Genomic DNA, 25,171 nt, shown 5'->3' with positions numbered 1-25,171 from the left:
AAAGCCAAAAAGAAACACCGCTTCGCTGTGAGAAGCGGCTATTTCTCTTTTGCCTGTCAGCTTACTTTGCTAATCGTCTGGGCTAATGCAAAATCTTTGCCGGTTAAACCTTTTGCCTCGCGGGTGGCTAATGTAAACGTGACTGTGCCACCTGCCAGATGAATTTCCACATGCTGATTGTCATGCTCAAGCATCTCTGCCACACGGTTGACGAAACTGATTGCAGTGGAAAAGTCACGACAGTGGTACGTGCGTGATAGCGCCATTCGGTCTTCTACCAGCTTCCAGCCAGGTACCTTGCTCAGATACAATTTGACCTGTTCCAAAGACAGCTTGCTCATTGTAGCAATGCCCCCTTTTACCCGATAAATGGTTGTTACACCATCATATTCACGAGACGTACAGGTTATCCGCACCCTATTGCTTCACGGCATAAAAAATCATACGAGGTGATTCATGCGCTACATATTCTTCAAACAGATAGTTTCCAAATACTTGGATTTTTTCGAATCCCGCTTCTGTTAGCATCGCAATCATTTGCTCGGCAGAAAACAAGCGAACCTGCTCCATATACTCACGCGGTTCATTCGATGACTCGTCGGAAATCAGTATCCGCTTTTTCACAAATCCATCTTGGATCCAGCGTTCTTCTTTAATCAACATCCCACTGACTTCCTTGGTAGAGTGCGGCACGAGGTTATCGATGACGTACGCTGCATTTAAGAAGTCGATGACCACTTCACCTTTTGTTTTGAGTGCTTGTGCCATGTTGCGAATAACGTTAGCATTTTCTTCATCTGTGGAGAAATACCCAAAGCTGGTAAACAAATTCACCACGATATCAAATTCTTCGCGAAACGGAATGTCGCGCATATCACAGCGGGCAAAACTTAGCTGTGGATAGGTGTTTTGTTCCTCAGCCAACTGTAAAAGAACAGGCGACAAATCCACACCAACTACTTCATACCCCCGGCGAGCCAGCGCACGCGAATGACGCCCGCTCCCGCAGCAAAGATCAAGTACGCGTCCTGTGTCCTTTACCGGCAATCTTTCCAACAGATTAGCGATCTCTCCATCTGCGGCCGAATCGTCCCTATGACGATACACAAGCACATAATCTTCGCGAAAGCTGCGTTCAAACCATTCTTCAGCCATGTCTGAGCCCCTTTAATTCCAAGATGTTCTTATTATACCACAGCGGGGTTTATCCGTAGCCGATTTGCGTGTGGCAAAGTGTAGGAAACTCTTTGTTGAAAAAAGCGAAATCACTTTACGTACATACTGTATGTATGTTAAATTAACCTCATCCAATCGTGAGGAGAGACCCAGAATGAAAGTGAACAGCTTTTATCCTGTCATCTTGACAGAACAAGTTGAGACTAGCTCGAAGTTTTATCGAGAGCACTTTGGATTTGATATTGTTTTCGAAGCAGACTGGTATGTGAGCATGCAGAATCAGAGCAGCACTCCAGCTTTTGAGCTCGCCATCTTAAATCCTTCTCATGACACCATTCCACAAGGATTCCGAAAGCCTGTAGAGGGTGGTCTTATCCTTAATTTCGAAGTCGATGATGTTGACGCTGAATACGAGAGGCTTATTGTGAAAGCAGGTCTTCCTCTCCATCTCGACATTCGAGATGAGGATTTTGGTCAGCGGCATTTTATTACATCCGATCCTAATGGCATTTTACTTGATATCATAAAGGTAATCCCGCCTTCCGAAGCATTTGCTGACAGTTATGTTGCCCCTGTCTAATCTGGCATGAAATAAGTAAGGAGATCGTATCCCATGAAGATGTCCAAAGCCGAGCAAAAACAGCAGACGATGCAAAAGCTGATCGAAGTGGCAAGAGAGATGTTCTCCAAAAAAGGCTACGCGGATGCGGCCATGGAAGACATCGTGAAGCAAGCCGGGGTGACCCGTGGCGCACTATACCATAACTTTGGGAGCAAAGAAGGATTATTTGAGGCAGTACTGGCTTCTGTCCAACAAGAAATCGGAGAGCGCGTAGAAGCGGAAGCTGCGAAAAGTGAGGAGCCTTGGCAACAATTGATCTTGGGTTGCTTGGCCTTTGTCTCCTCGGCCGTCGAACATCGGAACAAGCGGATTTTGCTTATCGATGGCCCAGCTGTCATCGGGTGGGAAAAGTGGCGCCGAATGGACGAGGAAAACTCCATGCGGCATCTCAGAGAGCAGCTTCAAACGATGCAGGAGCAAGGGTACCTACGTCCCGTTTCTATCGATGCTCTGACGCATTTGCTGTCTGGTGCGATGAACGAAGCCGTGCTCTGGATTTCGGAGACGCCTGATCAGGAGAAGTCCCTTGAGGAAATTTCAGCAGCGATGACCCTTCTCTTAGAAGGATATCGCAGCAAATAAAACCAAAGCACCCCTGCTTCCGCCTCTTACTGGCAAAATGCAGGGGTGCTCTGTTATGACATAGGATCTTTATGATGAAAAGCGGGTAGCTCGTCCAAGCCGAATTTTTTCAGCAGCCCGCGCAATAATGCTCTCTACCGAAGATGGGTCATCCACAACGTCGTATTCGTTAATATTGACCCGCAAAATCGGACAGGAAGTAAAGGAAGCAATCCAGCTATCATAGCGGCTAAACAAATCTTGCCAGTAATCCACTGGCGTTTGTTGCTCCATCGGACGCCCGCGCTCTTTTACGCGACCAATAATATCATCGAAGCTTCCCTCTAAGTAGATCAAAATATCTGGATGCGGGAAGTAAGGCGTCATGACCATCGCTTCAAAAAGCTCTGTATAAGTGCGGTAATCTTCTTCTGTCATGTTGCCTTGCTCGTACAGCATACGGGCAAAAATCCCGGTATCCTCATAGATGGAGCGATCTTGGACAAAACCGCCGCCATAATCAAACATCCGTTTTTGTTCCTTGAAGCGTTCCGCCAAAAAGAAAATTTGCAAATGGAAACCCCAACGCGATAAATCATTATAGTAACGGCCCAAATACGGGTTATTGTCAACCTTCTCTACAGATACACGAAATCCGAGCTGATCTGCCAAGGCATGTGTAAAGGTGGATTTTCCTACCCCTACTGTCCCGCCGATCGTAATCACTGCGTTGTTTGGTATCCCGTATTTTTCACGAAGCGTGCTGTTTTGAAACCTCGACATGTACGCAACTCCTTATCCCCATGCTTACTTTTCCCTTGTTCCCTATCCTTCTTGTCCCATCAGCGCTTGAATCCGTGGTGCAATTCGATCCAGTACATACTTTAAATCTTCTGGTCTATGTACGAAATCCAAATCGTCACAATCGAATTTGATGACAGGAGTATCCGGATGATGCTTTTCAAACGCGTCCATAAACTCGTTGTAATCCGCAATCAGGTTCTCCATATAGGTGACATCCATGCTGCGCTCCATTTCGCGATCGCGCATCGCAATCCGCTTCATCACGGTTTCAATCGAAGCTGTCATGTAGATCACTAAATGGGCCTGAGGCAAATCCTCTGTTAGGATATCATAAATTTTAAGGTACTTTGGTAGGTTATTTCCTTGTAACGTCCGTTTGGCAAAAATCGTATTTTTGAAAATATTGTAATCAGAAACAACGGAGATACCTTGATTCAGGAACTGTGAATGTATATCCTGCAACTGCTTGTAACGATTGCAGAGGAAAAACATCTCGAGTTGAAAGCTCCATTCGGCAATATTTTCATAAAATTTACCCAGGAATGGGTTTTCGTACACGATCTCTTCCAGTAGCTGCAAGTTGCAGGCACGGCTTAGTTCCCGCGATAAAGAGGTTTTCCCAATACCAATAGGTCCCTCAACGGTAATCAATATGGACTTCATGTATGCTTCGATCCTTTTCAAGAAAATGAGAGCACTCCATATTCTAGCACGTATGTAAGCGTTTGTCGAAAACATTCGCATTGTGTCGTTTGGTATCATTTGGTACTCCTTTTTCTAAAGAAAAACTGCTCTTCATCGAGAGCAGTCTGGTTCTTACGTAAAATATTCAACGCGAGCCTGTGGAAACAGTCGGGCAATTTCACTTTCCAAATGGGCCTGCAAAGCCTTTGCTTGGATGTCGGGATAGACGTACTTCCCTTTCCCGTATTTCCCCCATTTGTACTTGCGCTCTTCTTCCTTCATCTCAAGCTTCGTTTTCGGATAGCGCTGGAGGATCAAGCTTTTAGCAATCTTGGTAAAACGGTGCTGGATCAGCTCGAACGTCAAATCCTCCATCGCTTCGGGAACCAACTGCGAACGCAGTCTTTCCAGTAAATCGGTATACCCTGCTTCCCATCCCTCAAACCAATACAAAGGCGCTAAAATAAAGCCGAGCGGATAACCGGCCTTTGCTACCTTCCCTGCAGCCTCTAGTCGCTGATGAAAGCTGGAGGTACCTGGCTCAAAATTTTTGATGACATAGTCGGCATTCATGCTGAAGCGAAACCGGGTATGCTTGTTGTGCTTGGCATCCAGTAAGGAATCCACGTGGTGAAACTTGGTCACGAAGCGCAACCGCCCAAACTCCTGCTGGCCCATAAACTCAATCGCTCGTTTCAAATTGCCCGTAAGATGCTCAATGCTAACCGGATCGGATGTACAGGCTGCCTCAAAACGAGTGATCTCACCCGGGCGTTCCTGGATATACTTCTCAGCCTGTGCCAGAATTTCATCTGTGTTGACGTACACTCGAACATACGGCTTTGTCCCGATATTGGTGTTCAAATAGCAATAATGACAGTGGGCAGCACATCCCGTAGCCAGTGGAATGGCATATTCGGCGGAAGGCTTGGAAGTCTCGAACTTCAATGTTTTGCGTACACCAATGACCAACGTCCGCTTCGCATTGCGATATTTCTCCACTTCTGTATCCCCAGGGATGCCACGAACCTGATTATGGCTGGTCGTCATCTGCATCGGAATCCCTTCTGCTTGAAAACGTTGATACAGTTCTTTCCCAAGTGGATAATTCAATGCATGTGGCTCCACGAAAATATAATCCGGAACAAACAGCTTGCTGCCTTTTTGCTCCGTCTTTTCAGGTCTTTCCAAAAGGGTCGTTCCCATGCCTTCATCCCTCCCTCACCTAGTATGCCCGTGCCATTCGACTGGACGTAAGGAGAAGTATGGCTGTGCCCCGTTATTTCAGGGTGTTTTTAAAATCGCGTAGCAGCACCTTTGCTTGCTCCTGTTGAGCTAGCGGCACTTGCAATGTATAGACATGTCCTGCTTTTTTGGTCTGTTTGGACAAAAGCCTGACTCGAATTCCTTTCATTTCTAAATAACGCCGACATTCCTGAGCAATCCGTGGGAGGCCATACGATTCATGAATCGTAACCCATTTGATCCACATACACCTGCACCCCATCCTTACACACTTCTTTCTTTTACAGTAAGCAGTGGACGGATGATTGGTTCAAACAAAAGAAAGTTGCTGACATTTTAGGAAAACCGTTTTTGCCTCTGCACCGTCTAATGGTAGAGGAGGGGGAAAAAGTGAATCTGGAACAGCTCGTTTCGCGCGCAAAAAATGGGGATGATGATGCCTTTTTTCAACTCGTCAGCCTTCATAAGGATCAACTGTATAAAATCGCCTACGCCTTTCTTCGTAACGAGACAGATGCATTAGAGGCCATTCAGGAAGCGACGTGCCGTTCCTATCTCAAGCTTGCACGATTGAAACAGACTGCGTATTTTCGTACATGGCTGACCCGCATCCTTATTCATATTTGTTTGGATGAGCAAAAGCGCCGAAAACGGATTATCTTGAGTGCGATGGAAGATGACATCGAGAGTCGTGCAAGTATTCCTATGGACGACCAAAATGTCGAACGTATACAAATCGAAGAGGCTCTCGCTCGTCTCCGTCCAAATTATCGCCACATCATTATTTTGAAATATTTTGAAGATCGGACGATACGCGATATTGCAGAGGTACTCGGTCATCCGGAAGGCACCATCAAAACATGGCTGCACAAGGCTCTAGGTGCACTTCGCAAAGATCTCGGGAAAGGCTGGTGAGCTTTATGAGTGAAAGTGATAAAAAGAATGCGAGTCCATTCATGGTTCCCGCTGAGATTGATCAATACATTCGCAGAGGAATGGAACAAGCAAAGGAGCTGCGTCAAAATCGGAGCCGCAACCGGTGGATACGCGTGGGGTCTAGTCTGGTTGCTTGTTTGTTCATTTTCGTGTTTATTTTTTCCGTTCGACTTTCACCTGCTGTTGCCGCCTATGTCAGCTCGATTCCTGGGATGGAGAAGATCGTTGAGTTTCTTCGGGATGACAAAGGCTTACAAAAGGCAGCAGAACACAATCTTGTCCAAAATATTGGTGCCAGTGGTTCAGTAGAAGATGTGACGTTTACCATCGATCAAGTTTTGGCCGACGAGAAACGGATGGTTCTCTTCTATACACTAAAGCATTCCTTCACCGATAAAAATGTAGGCTTGCACAAGATAGAATTGTTAGACCAAACAGGGAAAGAATGGAAACGCGGTATGGCTTGGTCAAGCATGGAGAGCGAAGAGCCTGTGATTCAGAATCGTATTGATATTGTCATCGAAGAAACCGCTGAAATACCCGATGCGATGACTGCAAAAGTCACGCTAAAAATCGATAATCTCGAGCAAAAGACTCCTCTCTTGATCGACTTTGCTGTAGATAAAAACAAATTCAAGACCTTTGAGAAAAAAGTGTATCCAGTGATGAAGGAAGTCACGGTTGACGGACAGCGGTTTACAATCGAACAAATCGCAGTCTTTCCTACTCAGACTGAAGTGAGCATTCGCTTTGATCCAGCTAACCAAAAGCACGTATTTGATTTTGATAAGCTGAGGCTCGAAGATGAAAAAGGAGAAACATTCGCTTTTTGGGGAAATGGCGTTCCTGTACGGAACAACGGTGAGAATGGGAGAGTATACCATCTGGAGAGTATTTATTTCGTTGAGCCCGAAAAGCTTATTCTCAAAGCCGATGGCATTCGTGCCATAGACAAAGATAAATTGCAAATCGTAATCGACGCGAAGACAGGCTTATTAACAAAAGTCCCGAATGATCGCCTAAAATTAACGGCACTCCGTCAAGTTGATGAAGTCGTTGGCATGGACTTTTCCTTGAGGGTTCCTCCACAAGATAAACACTCTTATATCTCCTTAGGGTATGAGCTAACTGACGATCTGGGAAATGAATATGATTCTGTGCAAACAATCTCCTCTTCCACAGATGATGAATCCATTCAAGACTATTCCATGCTATTCAAGCGAAAAACAAACAAAGGTACGCCTACTTCTTATTCCTTTCCTCTGTCCAGCTATCCTGAACGACTTCAAGGTACTTTTTCTATTGAAGTCAAATAAAAAATGCCCCTTCAGCGATTGTTTGTACGGTATCGCTGTGGGGCATTCATTTTTGGATTCGTCAAATCAATCTACAACCGCCCAGTGATTGGTCGGCCCATGCCCGCCACCCAATTGCGGAGCTGTCTTAATAGCTTCGAAGATAAAGCGATTTGCTTTTTCAACCGCAGTGATGAGCGGTGTATTTTTGGCTAACTCTGCTGTAAGAGCCGCTGAGAACGTACAACCTGTGCCGTGCGTATGGCGTGTATGAATACGCTCATGGGATATTTCATGGAAGGCGGTACCATCGAATAAAATATCAACGACAACGTCCCCTTGCATATGTCCACCCTTCATCAGGACATTGCGAGCGCCTATCGCATGTATCGCTTTTGCCGCTTCGCGCATCTCGTCTGTCGTCTCGATTCTCATGCCAGTCAAGCATTCTGCTTCCGGCAAGTTTGGTGTGACGACTTCCGCCAGCGGTAGCAACTCTGTTTTCAATGCAACGATCGCCTCATCCAGCAGGAGCTTTGACCCTCCCTTGGCGATCATCACCGGGTCTACCACCAACTTTTTCAGGCCAAATGCTTTGAGCTCTTCCGCAACAGCACGAATGATATCAGCGTTGAACAGCATGCCCGTTTTCGCCGCGTCAGCGCCAAGATCACGCAGCACCTCATGCATTTGCTGGGAAACTGCCTCTGTCGGCAATGGATACACACCTGCTACGCCCAATGTATTTTGTGCAGTGATTGCTGTGATCGCACTCATTCCGTACACACCGTGTTGATGAAAGGTTTTCAGATCTGCCTGAATCCCAGCTCCCCCACCGCTATCTGAACCCGCTATCGTCAATGCTTTCGCAATCGTGCTCATGATATTCCCTCCTGCTCTCCACCTTTTCTCACCTGAGTATACCATCCGCTCGTCCCATTCGGTATACTAAAGGAATGTTTGCCAACAGTCATGCTAGGAGGCATCTGCATGTCCTATCGGATTTTTTATTGGTTGACCTTTTTGATTCCAACCATCATCATCGGGGGTTTTGAATTCATCCGTCACGACTTTCTGCTGCCCTATATGTCTATGGAAGCCGGAAATGTGTACATTACCCTCTTGACGCTCCTTCTCTCTTTTTTATTCGCTACCTGGATGTTTCACACCCTTAAACAAATGAATGCACGAATTATCGAGGAACAAGCTCGTCGCGCTGTTTATGAAGAGCGGGAACGCCTTGCTCGCGAATTACACGACGGGATTGCCCAATCTCTGTTCTTCCTCAACGTAAAGCTGAAGCAGGGACACTTGGACGATGCACGGATCGCTGTATCTGCCATCGACAATCATGTGCGGCAAGCCATCTTTAACTTGCGCTCATTGCCAGAAGAAGGCAGTCTGGATCAGCGCCTTGAGAAATGGCTGGCGCAATGGAGCGCTTTATCTGGAATCGACGTTGCAAGCGAATTACATGTCAAAGACGGCTTTTTTACTCCCACCGCAGAGGTGCAACTGTTCGGGATCATCCAGGAAGCTTTTGCAAACATTCGCAAGCATTCTCAGGCCAAGCATTCGTGGATTCACCTCACGACAGATGAACCAACTGGCTGGGTTCTCTCCGTTGAGGACGATGGCATTGGGATTTCTAACCCTTTTCCCGACACGAAAAAATACGGTCTGTCCATGATGCGCGAGCGAGCACGCCAGTTGAACGCATCCATCGACATTCAGTTACGACCGGCAGGCGGTACGATCATCCGCTTATCTTCTCATTCAGGAGGAAAAACACTATGAACGCTTACCGTGTATTGATCGCCGACGACCACCCGATGGCTCGCATGGCCATTCGCAGCCTGCTTGATCCCGATCCCTCTTTTGAAGTCATCGGAGAAGCACAAAATGGCGAGGAAGCCTTTCTCCTATGCGGACAAATACAACCGGACCTTGTGCTCATGGACATCAACATGCCGAAATGGAGCGGACTCGAAGCGACCCGCGAGGTCAAGAAAGCATACCCGCACATCAAGGTCGTCATTCTCAGCGTCTCCGATGACGTTGCTGACCTGATCACGGCCATTCAATTCGGTGCCCAAGGTTACTTGCTGAAAAATTTAGAGCCTGACGACTGGATTAACTACTTGCATGCCTTGCTCGGCGAGGACAGTGAGTTGACCCGCGAAATGGCAACCCGGCTCATGTACCGCTTCCGTCAAGAAGAGGCGACGGATGAAATGGTACCAGCTGTTCTGACCCCGCGAGAGCGAGAGATCGTCATGTATGTGGGAGCCGGAAAAACGAATCGGGAAATAAGCGAAGCGCTGATCATCGCAGAAAACACTGTGAAAAACCACCTGAAAAACATTCTCGAGAAGCTGCAATTGGCTAATCGCGTCCAGCTCGCTGCTTATGCGGTTCGCCATCATTTGGTTATCAAATAAAAAACATTGCTTTCTGCTCGATCAACTGTCATCCTTAGAAAGATACGTTTTCCACAGACATAAGAAATGCAGGTGATCCGCATGATCGAAGTCAAGACCTCCAAACTTAGCAATGGAGAATTAAATAGAGGTGTATTTGCAACGCAAGATATCAGAAAAGGCGACCTGATTCATGAAGCGCCCGTGCTGCCCTATTTGAACGAAGAGCATGAGCATATCGAGAAAACCTTGCTCGCGGATTATGCATTTGAGTACGGTGCAAATCACACAGCCTTCTTGTTAGGGTATGGCATGCTATTTAATCATTCCTACACGCCAAATGCCACGTATGAGATTAACTTCGACAACCACACGTTTGACTTTTATGCGTATACGGACATTCAAGCGGGTGAAGAAATTTTAATCAATTACAATGGCGATGAGGATTGCGATGATCCTCTCTGGTTTTATGAAGACCAACAGAAAGAAACAGATGATACCAAATAAGCGTACGCCTTAAAAAGAAGGAAAACCCGGAAACTGACACTTGAAAAAAGTGCCGTTATCCGGGTTGTTCTGTGTAAAGGGGCGTACTATAAACGCAGCCATTTCGCGAAGTACTGTTCATTCACTGGAAAATACGCTGTGGCAAAACGAACAAACTCAAGCGTATCCACCTGTTTGTAGGCGTACGTCTGATAATACGCTTGCAAAAACTCCCAGCCATCCATCGCATCGCCATATGTTGTAATCAGCTTCCATAGCTCTTTTACAGGCTGACCGTACACCGGACCCACGATCGGTCCCTTGCCAAACTGATCCAGCGGCAGATTGGAAACCGATTGGGTCGCGTCAGCTTGTTCAGCAAAATAAAAGCTGGCATCCCCTTTTTTCTCAACATCGTAAAAATAGAGCGTCGTGGCAAGCTCTGTTATTCCTTCGTCCAACCAGGCGTGATGGAACGGATCATTCGAGACCACTCCATAGAACCATTGATGGGCAATCTCGTGCACCACGGTGTGACTTAAATCGGGGTCCACACTCCCCATGTGTCCGACCGTCACCACGCCAGGATATTCCATACTTGCGGTTTCATCCAGCAGGATATCGAGTTGTTTATGGGGATACGGCCCCAATTTATCCGTGAATTGTTCAAACGATTTTTCCGCAGCTTGCAGGGCGACTGTCATCGCTTCCTTGTCTGCTTCCTTTCCCCATACCCGAAGCTCGACACCCTTGACCGTTTTGCTTATACTACGCATTCCTTTTACAACTGCGATGAATACTTCCTTCGTATTTTTCACTTTTATTTCACCGCTCTGATTGTTAGACGCCTTATCCTGATCAGATGAGCTGATGATGGTATACCCTTTCGGCAAGCGGTACGAAATAGAAAAATCCGCATGGCTCGTATGATACGATTCGCCTCGAAGCGAGTACGGCTTCTTATTCCATCCGTCTTTCCCCTGGTAGGTAGCTAGCATCGGATATGCTTGCGCCAAATGAAAGCCATTTTCCGTACGGTCAAAACGCAGTCCTTTTCGCGGAACGGTAAACGCATATTTTACGGTTACCTCTCGATTCTCATTTGGCGCAAGCTTTTCGGCAAGTGGGATGACAAGCGTATCACCCGTTAGTTGATACTTCGCTTTCACACCATCCAGTTTGGCGTCACGAATTTTCACTTCGGCTGCGTCCTCGAAGAATGGAGGTTTGTTCTCTTTTGTAAATGCATTGGGGAGGAAATAAAAGATCAGCTGATCCCATTCGTCCTTGGAACGATTTTCAACGATGATCTTGGCCTCAGCGGTAAACTTTCCTTCCGGCGACATCTCAAACTTCAGGTCGTACGAGCCTTTACTGCCATCTGCTATAGGCTTGGCTGTGAAGTCGTCTATCTTCCCCACCGCAGGAGACTGCGCCCCTACCTGTTCTGGCATCCACCAGCCACTCCCAGATCCACCGAGGACCAAAGCCAACAAGGAAGCCATTGTCGTGGCCTTGAGTAAACGCTGCTGCCACTTGATTTCCTTCCTAATCGATATCAACGTAAACCCTCCCAACCTCTCTCCTTATCGTCGAATCGTTTTCTCGAAAAAAGATAGCCACAGACCGGGCTTCACTTCTTTTTTATCCGTCAAGGTAAATCCATGTCTTTCATACAATCGAACAGCCGGTTCATTCAAGGAACCAGTTGCTACGACGATCCTGCTGCAACCATGCTCATGGACAGAGGCTAGCAATTGACTCGCGATTCCCTTGCGAAAATGAATAGGATCGACAATGATTCGGTGAATATCCAACGTTTCCCCCTCGATCATAAAAGAAACAGCCCCTGCCAGCTCGTCTCCCTCTATGTAGCCATAAAACGTTTCCCCACATGCCCTCAGTTGTTCTACTGATTCTCGCAGAGGTGGAATATCTTCTGTTCCAATTAACTCCGCCTCTACACGATACGCTCTTTTCTGCATGTTCCAAAGTTTTTGTACCGTTTGTTCATCCTGTAAATCTAGTCGCACGATCATTTTGTTTCCCCCGCTTTTAACTTTCTGGAGCTGATTCAAAGCTGTAATACACATAAGGATCTTTGGGAGCGGAGACGGCTTCAACCTGAGAGGCTTTGAGAACAAGCATGTCATATCCTTCTACCTGACGCAGCTCTAGCTTTCCGCGTACTTTTACCCAGCTATCTTTTTTCCATTTGTCCGCGTCCTCCTTTTCCACCAGAACCCCATAGACACTGGAATCTGCTGTACAGCAGGTGACGGAGAACCGCGCCACGACAAACTGCTGCTTGGTAAAATCAGGCTGTCGATATACAAACCCAAAAGTCTCAAGCTCTTTTCCAGCAAATTCTTTTGCATATAGCTCCATCGTGGTGAGTCCGTCCAAGAACATTTTGTCATTCAGTTCAATCACTGGTTGTTTATGTAAAAAGACGGCTATATCCGTGTAAAAGTCACCAAATCCCCCGTTCGAGAATCGCTGCCGCAATTGCTCGTCGTCTGTTGCTTGCACCGGGGGTATTGCTACTTGATTGGTAGCCTCTGGCTGTGGTTTTATACTTGGCTCGGCATCTTCTTTGACTCCTGCTGTCTGCTTCACATTCTCTGTTGCATTCACATTCGCATTCGCCGTTACATCCGCCAGCTTTCGTACATCATTGCTGAGTAGCGTGATCCCCCGCTTTTCCGCTACATCACTGCCAAGAATTTTATCCGGCATGAAAAATCCCATTACGATGGGTAGCACAAACAATCCATAAACCAAAAAGGAGCCCATAGGTGTACGTGGTACTTTGTGCTGCTCCTCACAATCGCAATCGTAAACGCTACTGCCAACAAAAATTTGCCGTATGCTGACCATTGTCAACAGAGCCAGAATGGCGAGCGTGACATAGCTGAACATGTGCAATCGGGGTGCGAGATAGTGACTGAGTGCTTCCGACAGGATCAAATAGGCCAACAACGCTGTAATGCCCGCCAAAATCAAACTGCGCATGATGTGATGACGCTTCAATTTATTCGGATCCATATTCTCCTCCTTACATCGGCATAAGCATAGTGACGCCAATCACCAAAAGCGTAATAGCTACGACCAGCTTGACAACAAAACCAAAGCGAAACGTTCCAAATAGCATCAACGTCGTTTTTAAATCGAGCATGGGACCGAAAACCAGAAACGCAAGCAACGAGCTGCTTGAAAACGTATTGGAAAAGGAGGCAGCAATAAACGCATCCGCCTCTGAACAAAGCGAAAACAAATACGCCATCCCCATCATGACAAAATGGGAGGTGAGGGGCGTTTGACCGATGTCCATGAGCGTATCCCGGCTGATGTACACCTGTAAAAGTGCACTGATAAACGCACCAAACAACAAATATTTTCCCATATCAAAAAATTCGTCCACTGCGTGCGCAAATGTCGAGGACAGCTTTCCACTCGTCGCTTTTACATGATCGGCTTCATGACTGATTTGCGATTCCATGCCGAGCCGTATCGGATTTTTTTTGACAAACAAGAAGACAAGCATGCCCACTATGAGCGCAACAACGAATCCCGCAACGCCCCGGTAGAGAGCCATTTCCGGCTGACGGGCGAAAGCGACATAGGTCGATGACAAAACAACGGGATTCACAATCGGACCTGCCAATAAGAAAACAATCCCGACTGACAGCGGCATCCCTTTTTGGATCAAGCGACGAACCACAGGGATAATGGCACATTCACAGACAGGGAACAAAAATCCAAGCAACCCGGCAAATGGCAGGGCCACGAGTGGATGCTTCGGTGTCCAACGCCTCACCTGCTCTTCTGTCACAAACGTCTGGATAAATGCCGAAAAGAATACACCCAAGAGGACAAACGGAATTGCTTCCAGCCAAATACTAAGGAAAAAGGTTTTCACATCAAGCCATAAAGGGGACCACTTTATGCTCCAACCGGAAAACAAGCTGCTGTCACTTCCCATCGTTAACCAAACGACACCTAGACCAAGCAGAAGCGCCCCGATTATTTCAACTAAAAATTGGCGAATCTTCAGAATCAAGCGGGAGTTCTCTCCTCTCATTTTGTAAATAGGTATCATTCCTATTTATATGCAGACACCTATTTTTCCTTCTTGTCCTTTATTTTTTTTACAAAATCAACAGGTTGTCCAGCCTTCCCTTCCCCCTGTATCCGTCTTATAATGGTGAAAAATCGTACGGTTCGGGGTGAATGAAGTGAGCGAAGACATTCAGCGCATTCCCACTGATCTAGAGGTTTGTGAAGTCCAGACGATCGATGAAGAAAAAGTAAACAGGCTTCGGCCTAGAATGACGGAAACGGATGGTGTCGCCCCTCTCTTCAAGGCTCTCGCAGACGATACGCGAGCAAAAATTATTTACGCGCTGGCACTTGAAGGAGAACTATGCGTTTGTGATGTCGCAGCAACCATCAATAGTTCGATCCCCAATACCTCTCACCATCTGCGCTTGTTAAAAAACATGGGTCTCGCCCGATACCGCAAAAGTGGCAAGCTCGTCTATTACTCACTCGATGACGATCATGTCCGCCATTTAATCATGTGTGGTATTGAGCATGCTGCCGAATTGAGGCAATCAAAACCGTAAATCCACTGGCTTTTAAACAGGTCCGTCACTAATAGTGGCGGCCTTTTTTGCTGATTTTCAAAAAAACATTCAAACAATTAATTGAATATAATAATGAGTATGGTATGATTTAGGTAATCAATTACCAGAAAGAAGGCCCAAATCATGAACGACTATGACGTCATCGTAATTGGCGGAGGGCAGGCAGGACTTGCTCTCGGATATGCACTCAAGCGTAAAAATCGCCGTTTTGTCATCGTGGAGCAAAACCAACGGATCGGGGACAGTTGGCGGCAACGCTACGATTCGCTGGTGCTTTTTACACCACGTAAACATAATCAACTACCTGGTCTTACGTTTCCCGGAGAGCAGAATACGCTCCCAAACAAGGATGAAGCGGCAGACTACCTAGAATTGTACGCCAAACATTTCGAATTGCCTGTCATGCTTGGTATGACTGTTATGGAGCTTAGCAAAATTGGTTCCCGCTTCCAAGTACGGACACAAGACCGTCTGCTCCACGCGAAGCAAGTCGTCATTGCAACAGGGCCATTTCATACGCCGTTTATCCCAGATATTGCGAACAGATTGGACCACACCGTTCATCAACTGCACACTTCGCAGTACAAGAATGAGAGCCAGCTTATCGACGGCCCGGTCCTTGTCGTTGGCAGCGGCAACTCTGGGGCACAGATTGCGGTAGAGCTCGCCGCTCATCGACCCGTTATTTTTTCACAGGGAGAATCACGCTCTTATTTGCCAAACTTCATATTTGGAAAACCTATATTTGATTACATGAAGACATTTGGATTACTCGATGCTCCCCACTCCACTTGGATCGGCAAGAAAATGCGCAGTTCACCCGATCCGATATTCGGCTACAAAAACCAGGTGCGCGAGCTCTCTCGCTCAGGAGCATTGCGGTTGGTTTCTCGAACCGTACAGGTTAATGGGCGTACCGTTTATTTTGCAGATGGAACAGAGGCAACAGTCAATAACGTATTGTGGGCCACTGGCTTTCGACCAAACTACGATTGGCTGAGTATTCCAGATGTGCTTGATTCGAAAGGCAGACCCATTCATCTTCGGGGTATCACAAAAGTGCCTGGCCTATCCTTTCTCGGACTTCCATGGCAGCATACGAGGGCGTCAGCGCTTATGGGCGGTGTAGGAAAAGACGCCCTTTATCTAGTGGAACATTTATAAGTTATTTTCTATAAGGAGGATTCTATCATGGGCTTTCACCATCACGATCACGGAGATGGACACGATCACCATCATCATGGAAAAGGAGCCAGTAAACGAGCTCTTCTCATTTCTTTCCTCATCATTGCTGTATTTCTGGTTGTAGAAACCATCGGGGGCTTCCTCACCAATAGTTTGGCGCTGCTCTCTGATGCTGGGCATATGTTGAGCGATGCATTAGCACTTCTATTGAGCTTGATCGCTGTTCATTTCGCTGCACGACCACCTTCTGCAAAGAGGACATTCGGGTTGAAACGTTTTGAAATCTTGGCTGCACTGACCAATGGCGTGACACTTGTACTGATTTCCTTGTTCATTTTCTGGGAAGGGTTCCAACGCATGTGGAATCCGCCTGAGGTTGCCAGTGGCTCCATGATCATCATCGCCACAGTCGGACTCTTGGCGAATATTGCTGCAGCCATGGTACTCATGCGTGGCGATACCAAAAACAACGTCAATGTACGCAGTGCCTATCTCCACGTTCTCGGCGATCTTCTCGGTTCTGTTGGGGCAATCGTTGGTGGTATCCTGATGTGGGCTTTTGGCTGGTACATTGCCGACCCGATCATCAGTATCGTCGTGGCAGTCCTGATCATGCTGAGCGCATGGCGTGTAACGAAAGAATCCGTCAATATTTTGCTGGAAGGCGCCCCTTCACGCCTGGATACAACAAAAGTGGAAGAGTCACTCAGTCAGCTGCCTGGAGTTATCAAAGTGCATGACCTGCACATTTGGACGGTTACTTCCGGATTTGATTCCCTGACATGCCATCTGGTTGTCGAGGACGATTTGCCCAGCTACCCTGTGTTAAATGACGCACTGGTCCTTTTGGAAAAAGATTTCGGCATTACACACGCTACCATCCAGATTGAGAACTCCTCTACTCGACATGGTGACTTACATTGCCAGGCAACATCCGATTCGCACGATCACGATCACGATCATAACCATGAGCACAATCACGACCATGACCATGACCATCCGCATGATCATAAACAACATAGCCATTCCTAAAAAAAGAAAACCATCTCCCGGCATTTCCGAGAGATGGTTTTACTTGTGATTAATCTTCCATCGTAGACAGGTCACCAGTTGGTAGACCTAATTCCCACGCTTTCAAGACGCGGCGCATGATCTTTCCGGAACGCGTTTTTGGCAACTTGTCGCGGAATTCGATTTCTCGAGGAGCAGCATGTGCAGCCAGTCCTTCTTTCACAAACTTGCGAATTTCTTCCATCAACGCTTCACTTGGCTCATACCCAGCCCGCAGCGCGATGAATGCTTTGATAATTTCACCACGAACCGGATCTGGTTTACCAATGACGCCCGCTTCGGCTACTGCTGGATGCTCCACGAGCTTGCTCTCTACTTCAAACGGACCGACTCGCTCACCGGAAGTATTGATCACGTCATCAATACGGCCTTGGAACCAGAAGTAGCCTTCTTCATCCTTGTATGCAGAATCCCCGGATACATACCAGCCTGGGATGCTGAAGTATTCTTCGTACTTCGCTGGGTTGTTCCAGATTTGTCTCATCATAGCTGGCCACCCTGTACGGATTGCCAGATTCCCCATTCGATTCGGTGGCAGCTCATTTCCACGGTCGTCAATAATCGCTGCGTATATACCTGGGAACGGTTTACCCATCGATCCAGGCTTGATCGCCATACAGCGATAGTTAGAAATCAACTGAGCACCTGTTTCCGTCATCCACCAGTTGTCATGAATGCGTTGATTAAACACCCGCATGCCCCAGTGAACAACTTCCGGATTGAGCGGTTCTCCAACGCTCAGGACGTGACGCAGACTGGATAAGTCAAATTGCTTGACGAGTTCATCCCCTGCCCCCATGAACATACGGAACGTAGTCGGAGCACTGAACCAGATCGATACTTTGTTCTTCTCAATGACTTTATACCAGTCTTCCGGAGTGAAACGTCCGCCACGTACGACAATCGTTGCTCCATTCAACCAAGGTGAAAAAATGCCATAAGAAGTACCCGTTACCCAGCCAGGATCGGCTGTGCACCAATAAATATCATCCTCTTGCAAGTCGAGAATCCATTTCCCAGTTTGGTAGTGCTGGATCATGGCATTGTGAACATGCAGAACACCCTTTGGCTTGCCCGTTGAGCCTGAGGTGTAATGAAGGATCATTCCATCCTCACGATCAACCCATTCGATTTCCAGCTCGGTGGAGGCTTCTTCCATCGCTTTTTCAAAGCGGATGTGACCTTCTTTTAGCTCCTCTTCTGCACCTACAACAATCACGTGTTTTAAGGCAGGCAGGTCGTTAACAGGTATGCGTGGCAATAGTGCAGGTGTCGTAACGATCGCAACGGCTTCGCTATTTTCCAAGCGATCACGCACAGCTGCTTCCATGAACGCTTCGAACAGCGGTCCTACAATTGCGCCAACCTTGATTGTGCCTAAAACGCTTACATAAAGCTCCGGCGAACGCGGCATAAAGACGAAAACGCGGTCTCCTTTTACAATGCCCAAATTCCGCAAAACATTCCCGAATTTATTGGATAATTCGCTTAATTGCGCGAAAGTATAGGTCTCGTCTCTCGTGGCATTGCTGTACATCAAAGCAATTTTGTCTTTCCGATCAGTAGCGAGATGTCGATCAATGGCTTCATACACCATGTTCACTTTCCCGGTTTCATACCAAGAGAATTGCTTCTCCACATCTGCCCAATCAAAATTCGCATATGTTTCGTCATAATTTTTCAGATTATAAGGGCCTTCCGTTGCTGGAATTTTCTCAACGTTCATGTCTTCACTCTCCCACTCTACATCGTTTTTCTCACTACGTAACATTCATAATATTTCTACATTTTTTGCGTAATTCCTCCTGCCAGAACCTACTTATTCGATTGCGAACTTTTTCTTGTATAATGGACAGTATTCTTACCACAAAGGAGATGGCTGACCTTGATGATCTGGTTTCTTTTACTTGGCGCTATCGCTTTGTTGCTTTTTCGGGCCTATCGCAATACATTCGATGTTCAAATAAAGGAAGTAGCAATACCCTTGCAAAAATCCCGGCACCTTCAACAACCGCATGATTTTGAGCCGATTTCGATCTTGCATTTGTCTGATTTGCACATGGAAAACTTATCTGTATTGCCCCAGCGCATTGTCGCTGACTTTTCGCAGCGTCAGGTAGACCTGATTGTGATTACCGGAGACTTGCTCGACCGCGACAAAAACATTCCGAAGGCAGTTGCTTTTGTGCAATGTCTTCAGCAATTACAGCCGACACTCGGAACTTATGTAGTTTTTGGCAATCACGATTACGTGCTTACCCCTTTCAAGCTTGCACAGTTAAAATCAGAGTTGGAACGAATTGGCTGTCGTGTTCTTGTCAACGAAAATGAAACGATCTATCACAAGGGGCAGCCCCTGCACCTTATCGGTGTGGATGATTTTAGCACGCGCCATAGCAACCTGGCCAAGTCTTTCTTCGGAGTTCCCGAGACAGGAGCAAGGCTCGTCTTGACTCATGATCCTAATATAGTTTTGCACATGAAGGAGTATGCTTACGATTATTTGTTGTCAGGGCATTTTCACGGAGGACAGATCCATTGGCCTCGCCCCTTTCATCTCGTAAAGATGGGGAAACTTCCGAAGCAAAATATCGTGAAAGGTCTTCACGAGATGGATGGTCGACCCTTTTACATCAGCGAGGGCCTGGGGCAAACAGGGGTAAACATCCGTCTGCGTTCCCGCCCCGAGATCACCTTGCATGTACTGGGCAGTGATACTCCACTTCATGAGATAGCCACTCCAGCTCCGGCTCTTCAAGAAACCGCTGCCGTGCTCGCCCTCGACTAAGGTATAATAGCCTTACTTTCGTGTCGAGATGGGGGTCACCTTGTGGAAAATTGGAAGAGAGATGTCGAGCACATCCGACAAGCGACGAATTTACCTATTGAATATGTACAAGTCTCACAAACAGAAGCAGCGCAGGCCCAGCAGGATTGGGTACAAAAAGGCTGGGAGCAAGTTGCCTTCCATTCGAGCAACGATGTGATGACAGTGATCCTTATCGAAACGGCATCCTGGCATACTTCAGCCCGAGCGTTGTTGGATCTGATTTTTTCTCATCTGGATGATCCAGCAACGCTTCCCCTCCCAAAACAGATAGCCAGTTGGCTTTCAAGCATGGTCTCCGGCTCCCCTGTTGCCATCCCTGCTCAGCTGGAAGCAAAATGGCCGTGGAAAGAAGCGCGCGTCTCTTTTTTATTAGAGCGATGCAGACCGGATCGAAAGGGAGAATGGGATTTTTTGCAGCCCTTGCTGCATGATTTTTTTGAAGGCGTACCCGATTTCATTCCGTTAACACAAACATATGCGCTTCTCATCGTCCCTGTCTCCATGCTCGATCATCAAAAAACGGCCTCAGAGCTTTTGGAGTGGGCATCTGGCCTACATGATCTGATTTCGATGGAATGGATGGAACCTGTTCGCCTTGTTGTCGGATCGCCAATCACGAGTCCACTTGCATTGGGCGACACTCTTTTACGGCAATTATCACTAGCTCGTGCCCTTCAAGCCTATCGGCCACAAATGATGGTCGCTGGAGATTGGTCTTATCCGCTAGAACGATGGGCAGCTTCTCTCCCCAAAGAAATAGCAGCCGCTCTCGCAAACGAGCTGTCCGCTGTCATAACTGTTCCGCACATGACAGATGAACAACTGGAAACATTAGATACGTTGTTCGCCAGACAATTGAATGTAAGCGATACCGCACGACAGCTTTTCCTTCACCGGAATACACTGTTGTATCGATTGGACAAGCTGACGGAACAAACCGGATTAGACCCGCGATTGTTTCCTGATGCCGTCTTGCTACAGCTCTACCTTCTCTTTCGTCAAAATTAACAAAACATTTTGTATATACTGTCCATATCCAACCTGCAAGTGAATTGGTACCCTACCCTTATAGTCATCCAAGAATTTTCTCTCTTCACAATCCCGAGGAGGTGCCTTTTTCATGGCAAAGGTAAGTCTTTCCCACATTTATAAACGATATGGAAACAACGTTACGGCAGTTGACGATTTTCACTTGGAAATTCAAGATCGCGAATTCCTCGTTCTCGTCGGACCATCTGGTTGTGGAAAATCTACCACGCTGCGCATGATTGCAGGTCTGGAAGAGATTTCGGAAGGTGATTTATACATAGGCGATCGCCGCGTCAACGATGTAGCTCCCAAAGATCGCGACATCGCCATGGTGTTTCAAAGCTATGCACTCTATCCGCATATGAATGTATACGAAAATATGGCTTTCGGCCTGAAATTGCGCAAATTCTCCAAATCCGATATTGATAAACGCATTCAAGATGCAGCGCGAATCCTCGATATTTCGCATTTGCTAGACCGGAAGCCAAAAGCGCTATCCGGGGGGCAAAGACAGCGTGTCGCACTAGGTCGTGCGATCGTGCGTGAGCCGCAAGTATTTTTGATGGATGAACCGTTGTCCAACCTCGATGCAAAGCTGCGTGTACAAATGCGCACGGAAATTTTGAAACTGCATCAACGCTTGAATACCACGATCATTTATGTGACGCACGATCAAACGGAAGCCATGACCATGGGAGACCGAATCGTCGTCATGAAGGACGGTCTTATCCAACAGGTGGCAACCCCGACTGAAATCTACAATCATCCAGTCAATCTGTTTGTCGCGAGCTTCATCGGCTCCCCTGCGATGAACTTCGTGAAAGGGAATCTCTCCGAGAAAGACGGAGCACTCTATTTTGATGCCCAAAATATTCATGTACGCTTCCCAGAAGATAAAGCCAAGACTTTACGGGAAAAAGGTTATGTAAATAAGCAGGCTATTTTTGGAATTCGCCCGGAGGATATTTACAGCGACGCTTCTTTTATGGAAGCAAATCCATTTGAGAGCACACTGGAAGCAGAAGTTGAAGTCGTAGAAAACATGGGCTCCGAATTGTACGTCTATTTCCACAATATCGGGAATACCCAGATGGTGGCGCGCGTGGATTCTCGTGAAGCGCTAAAACCAAAGATGAAGGTAAAATTAGCGATGGATCTTGCCAAATGTCATGTATTTGACAGCGAGACAGAAGTAGCAGTATTCTAATAGCGAAATGAAAAGGAGTGTCCCAGTCGGCATTCCTTTTCCTATTTTTTTGTGCAAGACCTTTTATAGAGAGAGAACAACGAGAGAGAGCGTGGAGAGGAGCGGATAAGAAGTGGCTTATCAAATCGTCTTTTTTGACATTGACGGAACCTTACTGAACACCGATCATATTATTCCACAAACAACGGTGGACGCCGTACAAACATTAAAACAAAACGGTGTCCATGTCGCGATCGCAACCGGCCGAGCTCCTTATCATTTGATGCCAATCGCTAAGCAACTGGGCATTGAGACATTCGTGGGCTTTAACGGGTCGTATGTGCAGAGCGAAGGGAAGATCATCCAGCACAAGCCAATTGCGACAGATACATTGGCAAAGCTCGAACAAATGGCTGAGGGTCATTCCCATCCGATGGTATTTTTGAGTGCAGATCACTTCTATGCCAATGCGATGGACCACCCACATATCATCGAGTCTTTTGATTGGTTGGGACTGGAATACCCAGCGTATCGCCATCGCTACTGGGAGGAAACACCGATTTATCAAGCATTTCTCTACTGTGGCGCAGATGAATCGAGATACACGGGTGAATTCCATGACGTCTCATATATTCGTTGGCATGAACACTGCATGGATATTTTGCCCCCGAACGGCTCCAAAGCAAAAGGAATTGAAGCTGTCTTAAAACATTTTGGACTGACTCCAGCGGATGCTGTTGCCTTTGGAGACGGATTGAATGATAAAGAGATGCTCTCCTATGTTGGCATGGGAGTAGCGATGGGGAATGCTCATGAAGAATTGAAGCCGTTCGCCAATATGATTACGCGCCACGTAAACGACAATGGCATCCAACATGGTTTAGCAAAGCTTGGTTTAATCTAGTCACGTTAACTGTAAGGTATTTCCTTCATAATCACTCCCTTCATGTGCACGATATAGATAACAGCACTGGAGGGAGTGAGTTTTTTTGCGCGTCTGGCCTTTTGTTGCCGCTATTGCCTTGGTCGGTCTCGTCGTTGTCCCGTATCGGATGAATCAGCATGCAGAACAGGAAATGCGCGAACCTCATCCCCGCGTGACATCCGTTCAGGCGAGAATTCCACGGATTAACTACATTGAACAGGTAAAAGACGTCCGTCGTGACCTGGAGAAAAAAAGCCATATCCAAACGCTTCATCATAACCAACGTGACCGCAGTCATTATGTAGAGAATGAAGTCGTCGTGCGCTTTTCCCCTCGTCCCAAGCAAGAAAAAATTGATCAGCTTGTTTCCTCTTTGGATGCCAAGATCAAGCGCGACTTTGACAAATTTCTCATCATCAAATCAAAGAGCATGACTACCAAGCAGCTCATGAAAAAACTGGCTGAACATCCTGACTCCGTATTTGCCGAGCCAAATTACCTCTTACTCCCGAACGTGAAGCCAAACGATCCGTATTACAAGGAATACCAATGGAATCTTCCTCTAATCGGCATGGAGAAAAGCTGGGATGTCAGCGAAGGTAGCAGTGATGTTATCGTAGCAGTCGTCGATACAGGTGTGGATATGAAGCATCCAGAATTTGCTGGAAAGCTGGTCAAAGGCTATAACGTTTTGGATGGCAGTAACAAACCTCAGGACGATAATGGTCATGGAACCCACGTATCTGGTGTCATAGCAGCGAAAACGAATAACAGAGATGGCATTGCCGGGATGTCCTGGAATAGTAAGATCATGCCGGTTAAAGCCATTGGCGCAGACGGCTCGGGATCAGCTGTAGACATTGCTCACGGGATTTATTGGGCAACCGATAACGGAGCAGATGTCATCAACTTAAGCGTAGGTAACTACACCTCCTCTGCTGCTCTGCGGGAAGCTTGTCGCTATGCCTTTGATAATAATGTCGTGTTAGTCGCGGCTTCCGGAAACGATGCGAGCGATCAGCCTAGCTATCCTGCAGCCTATGATGAAGTCCTCGCCGTTGCCGCTGTCGACCACCGTAAAGAACGCGCGGATTTTTCCAACTTTGGTGATTATGTAGATGTATCTGCTCCTGGGGTCGATATTCCGAGCACGTACATTTATAGCGACTATGCCTCGCTATCAGGTACTTCGATGGCTTGTCCTCATGTCGCTGCACTCGCTTCGCTCATCCGTTCCGTTCATCCCGATATGAACACCCGAGACGTGATGAATCTCATAAGACATTCTGCAACTGACCTCGGAGCTCCGGGTCACGATCAGTTATACGGGTACGGTATGATCAATGTGAATCAGGCCCTTCGTCAAGCCCAGCCGGTCGAGGAAGTCAAAACGGAACAGCCTCCAAAAACAATCGGCGGCTTGCTCAATAAATTTTTTCAACGTCTGCGTTTTGGTGCGCAATAAGATTAGTGAGCAAAAAAGCTCAAAAATAAAAAAGGTGGTCCATTCCACCTTTTTCCGTTTATATAGAGGCACGGCTTTTTTAAGCTCGTGCTTTTTCTTGTTGCATTTGTTTTTTCGCTATGTAGTCTGTCTCGTAATACTGCAAATCATTACGCAACTGTTCGAACACTCTAGACAGGGACAAGGTCAACTGCTCCAACTCAGGAACCACCTGTTTACGGAAAATGATACAGTCCTGACCCGTATAGGCCAACCGACCATCTTCTTCGTAAACCTCACCTTTAGGATAGTAGAAGTTATTTATACAGGAATGGTATACCTGATACAATACTTCCTCAGCAAACTCCTCATGAAATCGTGCGCGTCGGAGTGATACTCCCAGCCTTTCGTATGCATTTTCGCAGTAGACTAAAAGGTGGCGCAAGTCGGAAAGATAGTTACGGTAATACGTTTCAAATTCTTCAGGATCACCTGATGCCGATACAAGACCAGATAAGGTAACCTGATTCAAAAAACGCTCTACTTCCATGCTGACCTTTTTCAACTTGGTGTACGTCTCCTCGCACAATTGCTTTAGATGAGTCGCTGACATAAAGTCCCCC

The 25,171-nt window shown here is 46.9% G+C and carries 28 protein-coding genes; 15 read left to right on the top strand and 13 right to left on the bottom strand.

The window, feature by feature from the left end; translation table 11 throughout:
- Positions 1 to 56: 56 nt before the first annotated feature.
- On the bottom strand, positions 57 to 341 hold the full coding sequence (locus BBR47_RS10970; protein WP_007724250.1) for a 4a-hydroxytetrahydrobiopterin dehydratase: 285 nt from the start codon (positions 339 to 341) through the stop codon (positions 57 to 59).
- A 76-nt stretch (positions 342 to 417) separates the two neighbouring features.
- Entirely contained in the window at positions 418 to 1,155 is a 738-nt protein-coding gene (locus BBR47_RS10965; RefSeq protein ID WP_012685838.1) for a class I SAM-dependent methyltransferase, read from the bottom strand.
- A gap of 175 nt (positions 1,156 to 1,330) precedes the next feature.
- Here BBR47_RS10965 and BBR47_RS10960 point away from each other — a divergent pair, with 175 nt between their 5' ends.
- Together BBR47_RS10960 and BBR47_RS10955 are read left to right on the top strand one after the other, a co-directional pair.
- Positions 1,331 to 1,756 carry a VOC family protein gene (locus BBR47_RS10960; protein WP_012685837.1) on the top strand — a complete coding sequence of 142 codons (426 nt, stop codon included), beginning with the start codon at positions 1,331 to 1,333 and terminating at the stop codon, positions 1,754 to 1,756.
- A 33-nt stretch (positions 1,757 to 1,789) separates the two neighbouring features.
- Entirely contained in the window at positions 1,790 to 2,380 is a 591-nt protein-coding gene (locus BBR47_RS10955) for a TetR/AcrR family transcriptional regulator (RefSeq protein ID WP_012685836.1), read from the top strand.
- A gap of 69 nt (positions 2,381 to 2,449) precedes the next feature.
- On the opposite strand, the gene BBR47_RS10950 is transcribed toward BBR47_RS10955, so the two are convergent.
- The 4 genes from BBR47_RS10950 to BBR47_RS10935 all read right to left on the bottom strand — a co-directional run bounded on the left by BBR47_RS10950 (position 2,450) and on the right by BBR47_RS10935 (position 5,354).
- Positions 2,450 to 3,142, bottom strand: coding sequence for a deoxynucleoside kinase (locus tag BBR47_RS10950; protein WP_012685835.1), 693 nt, complete (start codon positions 3,140 to 3,142; stop codon positions 2,450 to 2,452).
- Between the two features lie 42 nt (positions 3,143 to 3,184).
- Entirely contained in the window at positions 3,185 to 3,826 is a 642-nt protein-coding gene (locus BBR47_RS10945; RefSeq protein WP_012685834.1) for a deoxynucleoside kinase, read from the bottom strand.
- 153 nt (positions 3,827 to 3,979) lie between these two features.
- A complete protein-coding gene (gene splB / locus BBR47_RS10940) occupies positions 3,980 to 5,053 on the bottom strand; it encodes a spore photoproduct lyase (protein ID WP_012685833.1) in 1,074 nt (357 codons plus the stop codon).
- A gap of 73 nt (positions 5,054 to 5,126) precedes the next feature.
- Entirely contained in the window at positions 5,127 to 5,354 is a 228-nt protein-coding gene (locus tag BBR47_RS10935) for a hypothetical protein (protein WP_012685832.1), read from the bottom strand.
- Between the two features lie 107 nt (positions 5,355 to 5,461).
- On the opposite strand from BBR47_RS10935, the gene BBR47_RS10930 reads away from it, so the two are divergent.
- Positions 5,462 to 6,007 carry a sigma-70 family RNA polymerase sigma factor gene (locus BBR47_RS10930; protein WP_012685831.1) on the top strand — a complete coding sequence of 182 codons (546 nt, stop codon included), beginning with the start codon at positions 5,462 to 5,464 and terminating at the stop codon, positions 6,005 to 6,007.
- Between the two features lie 5 nt (positions 6,008 to 6,012).
- Positions 6,013 to 7,344: a DUF4179 domain-containing protein gene (locus BBR47_RS10925; RefSeq protein WP_012685830.1), complete on the top strand. Its 1,332-nt coding sequence runs from the start codon at positions 6,013 to 6,015 to the stop codon at positions 7,342 to 7,344.
- A 66-nt stretch (positions 7,345 to 7,410) separates the two neighbouring features.
- Here BBR47_RS10925 and thiD read toward each other — a convergent pair whose 3' ends face one another.
- Positions 7,411 to 8,205 carry a bifunctional hydroxymethylpyrimidine kinase/phosphomethylpyrimidine kinase gene (thiD, locus tag BBR47_RS10920; protein WP_012685829.1) on the bottom strand — a complete coding sequence of 265 codons (795 nt, stop codon included), beginning with the start codon at positions 8,203 to 8,205 and terminating at the stop codon, positions 7,411 to 7,413.
- Positions 8,206 to 8,313: 108 nt separating this feature from the next.
- Here thiD and BBR47_RS10915 point away from each other — a divergent pair, with 108 nt between their 5' ends.
- From BBR47_RS10915 to BBR47_RS10905, 3 genes are all read left to right on the top strand, one after another.
- On the top strand, positions 8,314 to 9,120 hold the full coding sequence (locus tag BBR47_RS10915; protein WP_041749365.1) for a sensor histidine kinase: 807 nt from the start codon (positions 8,314 to 8,316) through the stop codon (positions 9,118 to 9,120).
- Positions 9,117 to 9,764, top strand: a complete 648-nt coding sequence (locus BBR47_RS10910; RefSeq protein ID WP_012685827.1) for a response regulator — start codon at positions 9,117 to 9,119, stop codon at positions 9,762 to 9,764. The genes BBR47_RS10915 and BBR47_RS10910 overlap by 4 nt, the downstream gene beginning before the upstream one ends.
- Before the next feature lie 81 nt (positions 9,765 to 9,845).
- Positions 9,846 to 10,250 carry an SET domain-containing protein gene (locus tag BBR47_RS10905; protein WP_012685826.1) on the top strand — a complete coding sequence of 135 codons (405 nt, stop codon included), beginning with the start codon at positions 9,846 to 9,848 and terminating at the stop codon, positions 10,248 to 10,250.
- 86 nt (positions 10,251 to 10,336) lie between these two features.
- Here the strand turns inward: BBR47_RS10905 and BBR47_RS10900 are convergent, their stop codons facing one another.
- Genes BBR47_RS10900 through BBR47_RS10885 form a run of 4 tightly spaced genes read right to left on the bottom strand, consistent with a single transcriptional unit; the run spans position 10,337 to position 14,292 of the window.
- Positions 10,337 to 11,791 carry a M1 family metallopeptidase gene (locus BBR47_RS10900; RefSeq protein ID WP_041749364.1) on the bottom strand — a complete coding sequence of 485 codons (1,455 nt, stop codon included), beginning with the start codon at positions 11,789 to 11,791 and terminating at the stop codon, positions 10,337 to 10,339.
- A gap of 24 nt (positions 11,792 to 11,815) precedes the next feature.
- Entirely contained in the window at positions 11,816 to 12,268 is a 453-nt protein-coding gene (locus BBR47_RS10895; RefSeq protein WP_012685824.1) for a GNAT family N-acetyltransferase, read from the bottom strand.
- A 16-nt stretch (positions 12,269 to 12,284) separates the two neighbouring features.
- Positions 12,285 to 13,277: a TIGR03943 family putative permease subunit gene (locus BBR47_RS10890; protein ID WP_012685823.1), complete on the bottom strand. Its 993-nt coding sequence runs from the start codon at positions 13,275 to 13,277 to the stop codon at positions 12,285 to 12,287.
- Positions 13,278 to 13,287: 10 nt separating this feature from the next.
- The gene (locus BBR47_RS10885; RefSeq protein ID WP_012685822.1) at positions 13,288 to 14,292 is read right to left on the bottom strand and encodes a permease; all 1,005 of its coding nucleotides are present in this window, start codon (positions 14,290 to 14,292) and stop codon (positions 13,288 to 13,290) included.
- Positions 14,293 to 14,467: 175 nt separating this feature from the next.
- Between BBR47_RS10885 and BBR47_RS10880 the strand changes: the two genes are divergently transcribed.
- The 3 genes from BBR47_RS10880 (at position 14,468) to BBR47_RS10870 (ending at position 17,095) form a co-directional block, all read left to right on the top strand.
- The gene (locus BBR47_RS10880) at positions 14,468 to 14,857 is read left to right on the top strand and encodes an ArsR/SmtB family transcription factor (protein ID WP_012685821.1); all 390 of its coding nucleotides are present in this window, start codon (positions 14,468 to 14,470) and stop codon (positions 14,855 to 14,857) included.
- 144 nt (positions 14,858 to 15,001) lie between these two features.
- A complete protein-coding gene (locus BBR47_RS10875; RefSeq protein ID WP_012685820.1) occupies positions 15,002 to 16,042 on the top strand; it encodes a flavin-containing monooxygenase in 1,041 nt (346 codons plus the stop codon).
- Positions 16,043 to 16,069: 27 nt separating this feature from the next.
- Positions 16,070 to 17,095: a cation diffusion facilitator family transporter gene (locus BBR47_RS10870; RefSeq protein WP_012685819.1), complete on the top strand. Its 1,026-nt coding sequence runs from the start codon at positions 16,070 to 16,072 to the stop codon at positions 17,093 to 17,095.
- Positions 17,096 to 17,144: 49 nt separating this feature from the next.
- Here BBR47_RS10870 and acsA read toward each other — a convergent pair whose 3' ends face one another.
- Complete coding sequence (gene acsA, locus BBR47_RS10865; RefSeq protein ID WP_012685818.1) at positions 17,145 to 18,860, bottom strand: acetate--CoA ligase; 1,716 nt, start codon at positions 18,858 to 18,860, stop codon at positions 17,145 to 17,147.
- A 162-nt stretch (positions 18,861 to 19,022) separates the two neighbouring features.
- Here acsA and BBR47_RS10860 point away from each other — a divergent pair, with 162 nt between their 5' ends.
- The 5 genes from BBR47_RS10860 to BBR47_RS10840 all read left to right on the top strand — a co-directional run bounded on the left by BBR47_RS10860 (position 19,023) and on the right by BBR47_RS10840 (position 24,569).
- Complete coding sequence (locus tag BBR47_RS10860) at positions 19,023 to 19,922, top strand: metallophosphoesterase (protein ID WP_012685817.1); 900 nt, start codon at positions 19,023 to 19,025, stop codon at positions 19,920 to 19,922.
- 42 nt (positions 19,923 to 19,964) lie between these two features.
- A complete protein-coding gene (locus BBR47_RS10855; protein WP_012685816.1) occupies positions 19,965 to 20,972 on the top strand; it encodes a PucR family transcriptional regulator in 1,008 nt (335 codons plus the stop codon).
- 112 nt (positions 20,973 to 21,084) lie between these two features.
- Positions 21,085 to 22,200 (top strand): ABC transporter ATP-binding protein, encoded by a 1,116-nt coding sequence (locus tag BBR47_RS10850; RefSeq protein ID WP_012685815.1) that lies wholly within the window; start codon positions 21,085 to 21,087, stop codon positions 22,198 to 22,200.
- A 112-nt stretch (positions 22,201 to 22,312) separates the two neighbouring features.
- Positions 22,313 to 23,083 (top strand): Cof-type HAD-IIB family hydrolase, encoded by a 771-nt coding sequence (locus tag BBR47_RS10845; RefSeq protein ID WP_012685814.1) that lies wholly within the window; start codon positions 22,313 to 22,315, stop codon positions 23,081 to 23,083.
- Positions 23,084 to 23,168: 85 nt separating this feature from the next.
- On the top strand, positions 23,169 to 24,569 hold the full coding sequence (locus tag BBR47_RS10840; protein ID WP_012685813.1) for a S8 family peptidase: 1,401 nt from the start codon (positions 23,169 to 23,171) through the stop codon (positions 24,567 to 24,569).
- Positions 24,570 to 24,648: 79 nt separating this feature from the next.
- On the opposite strand, the gene BBR47_RS10835 is transcribed toward BBR47_RS10840, so the two are convergent.
- A complete protein-coding gene (locus tag BBR47_RS10835) occupies positions 24,649 to 25,161 on the bottom strand; it encodes a YpuI family protein (RefSeq protein WP_012685812.1) in 513 nt (170 codons plus the stop codon).
- Positions 25,162 to 25,171 lie beyond the last annotated feature (10 nt).

This window comes from Brevibacillus brevis NBRC 100599 (assembly GCF_000010165.1).
GTDB classification, from domain to species: Bacteria; Bacillota; Bacilli; order Brevibacillales; family Brevibacillaceae; genus Brevibacillus; species Brevibacillus brevis_D.
Note: the sequence above shows the minus strand (reverse complement) of the source record. Positions and strands in the feature narration are given on the sequence as shown.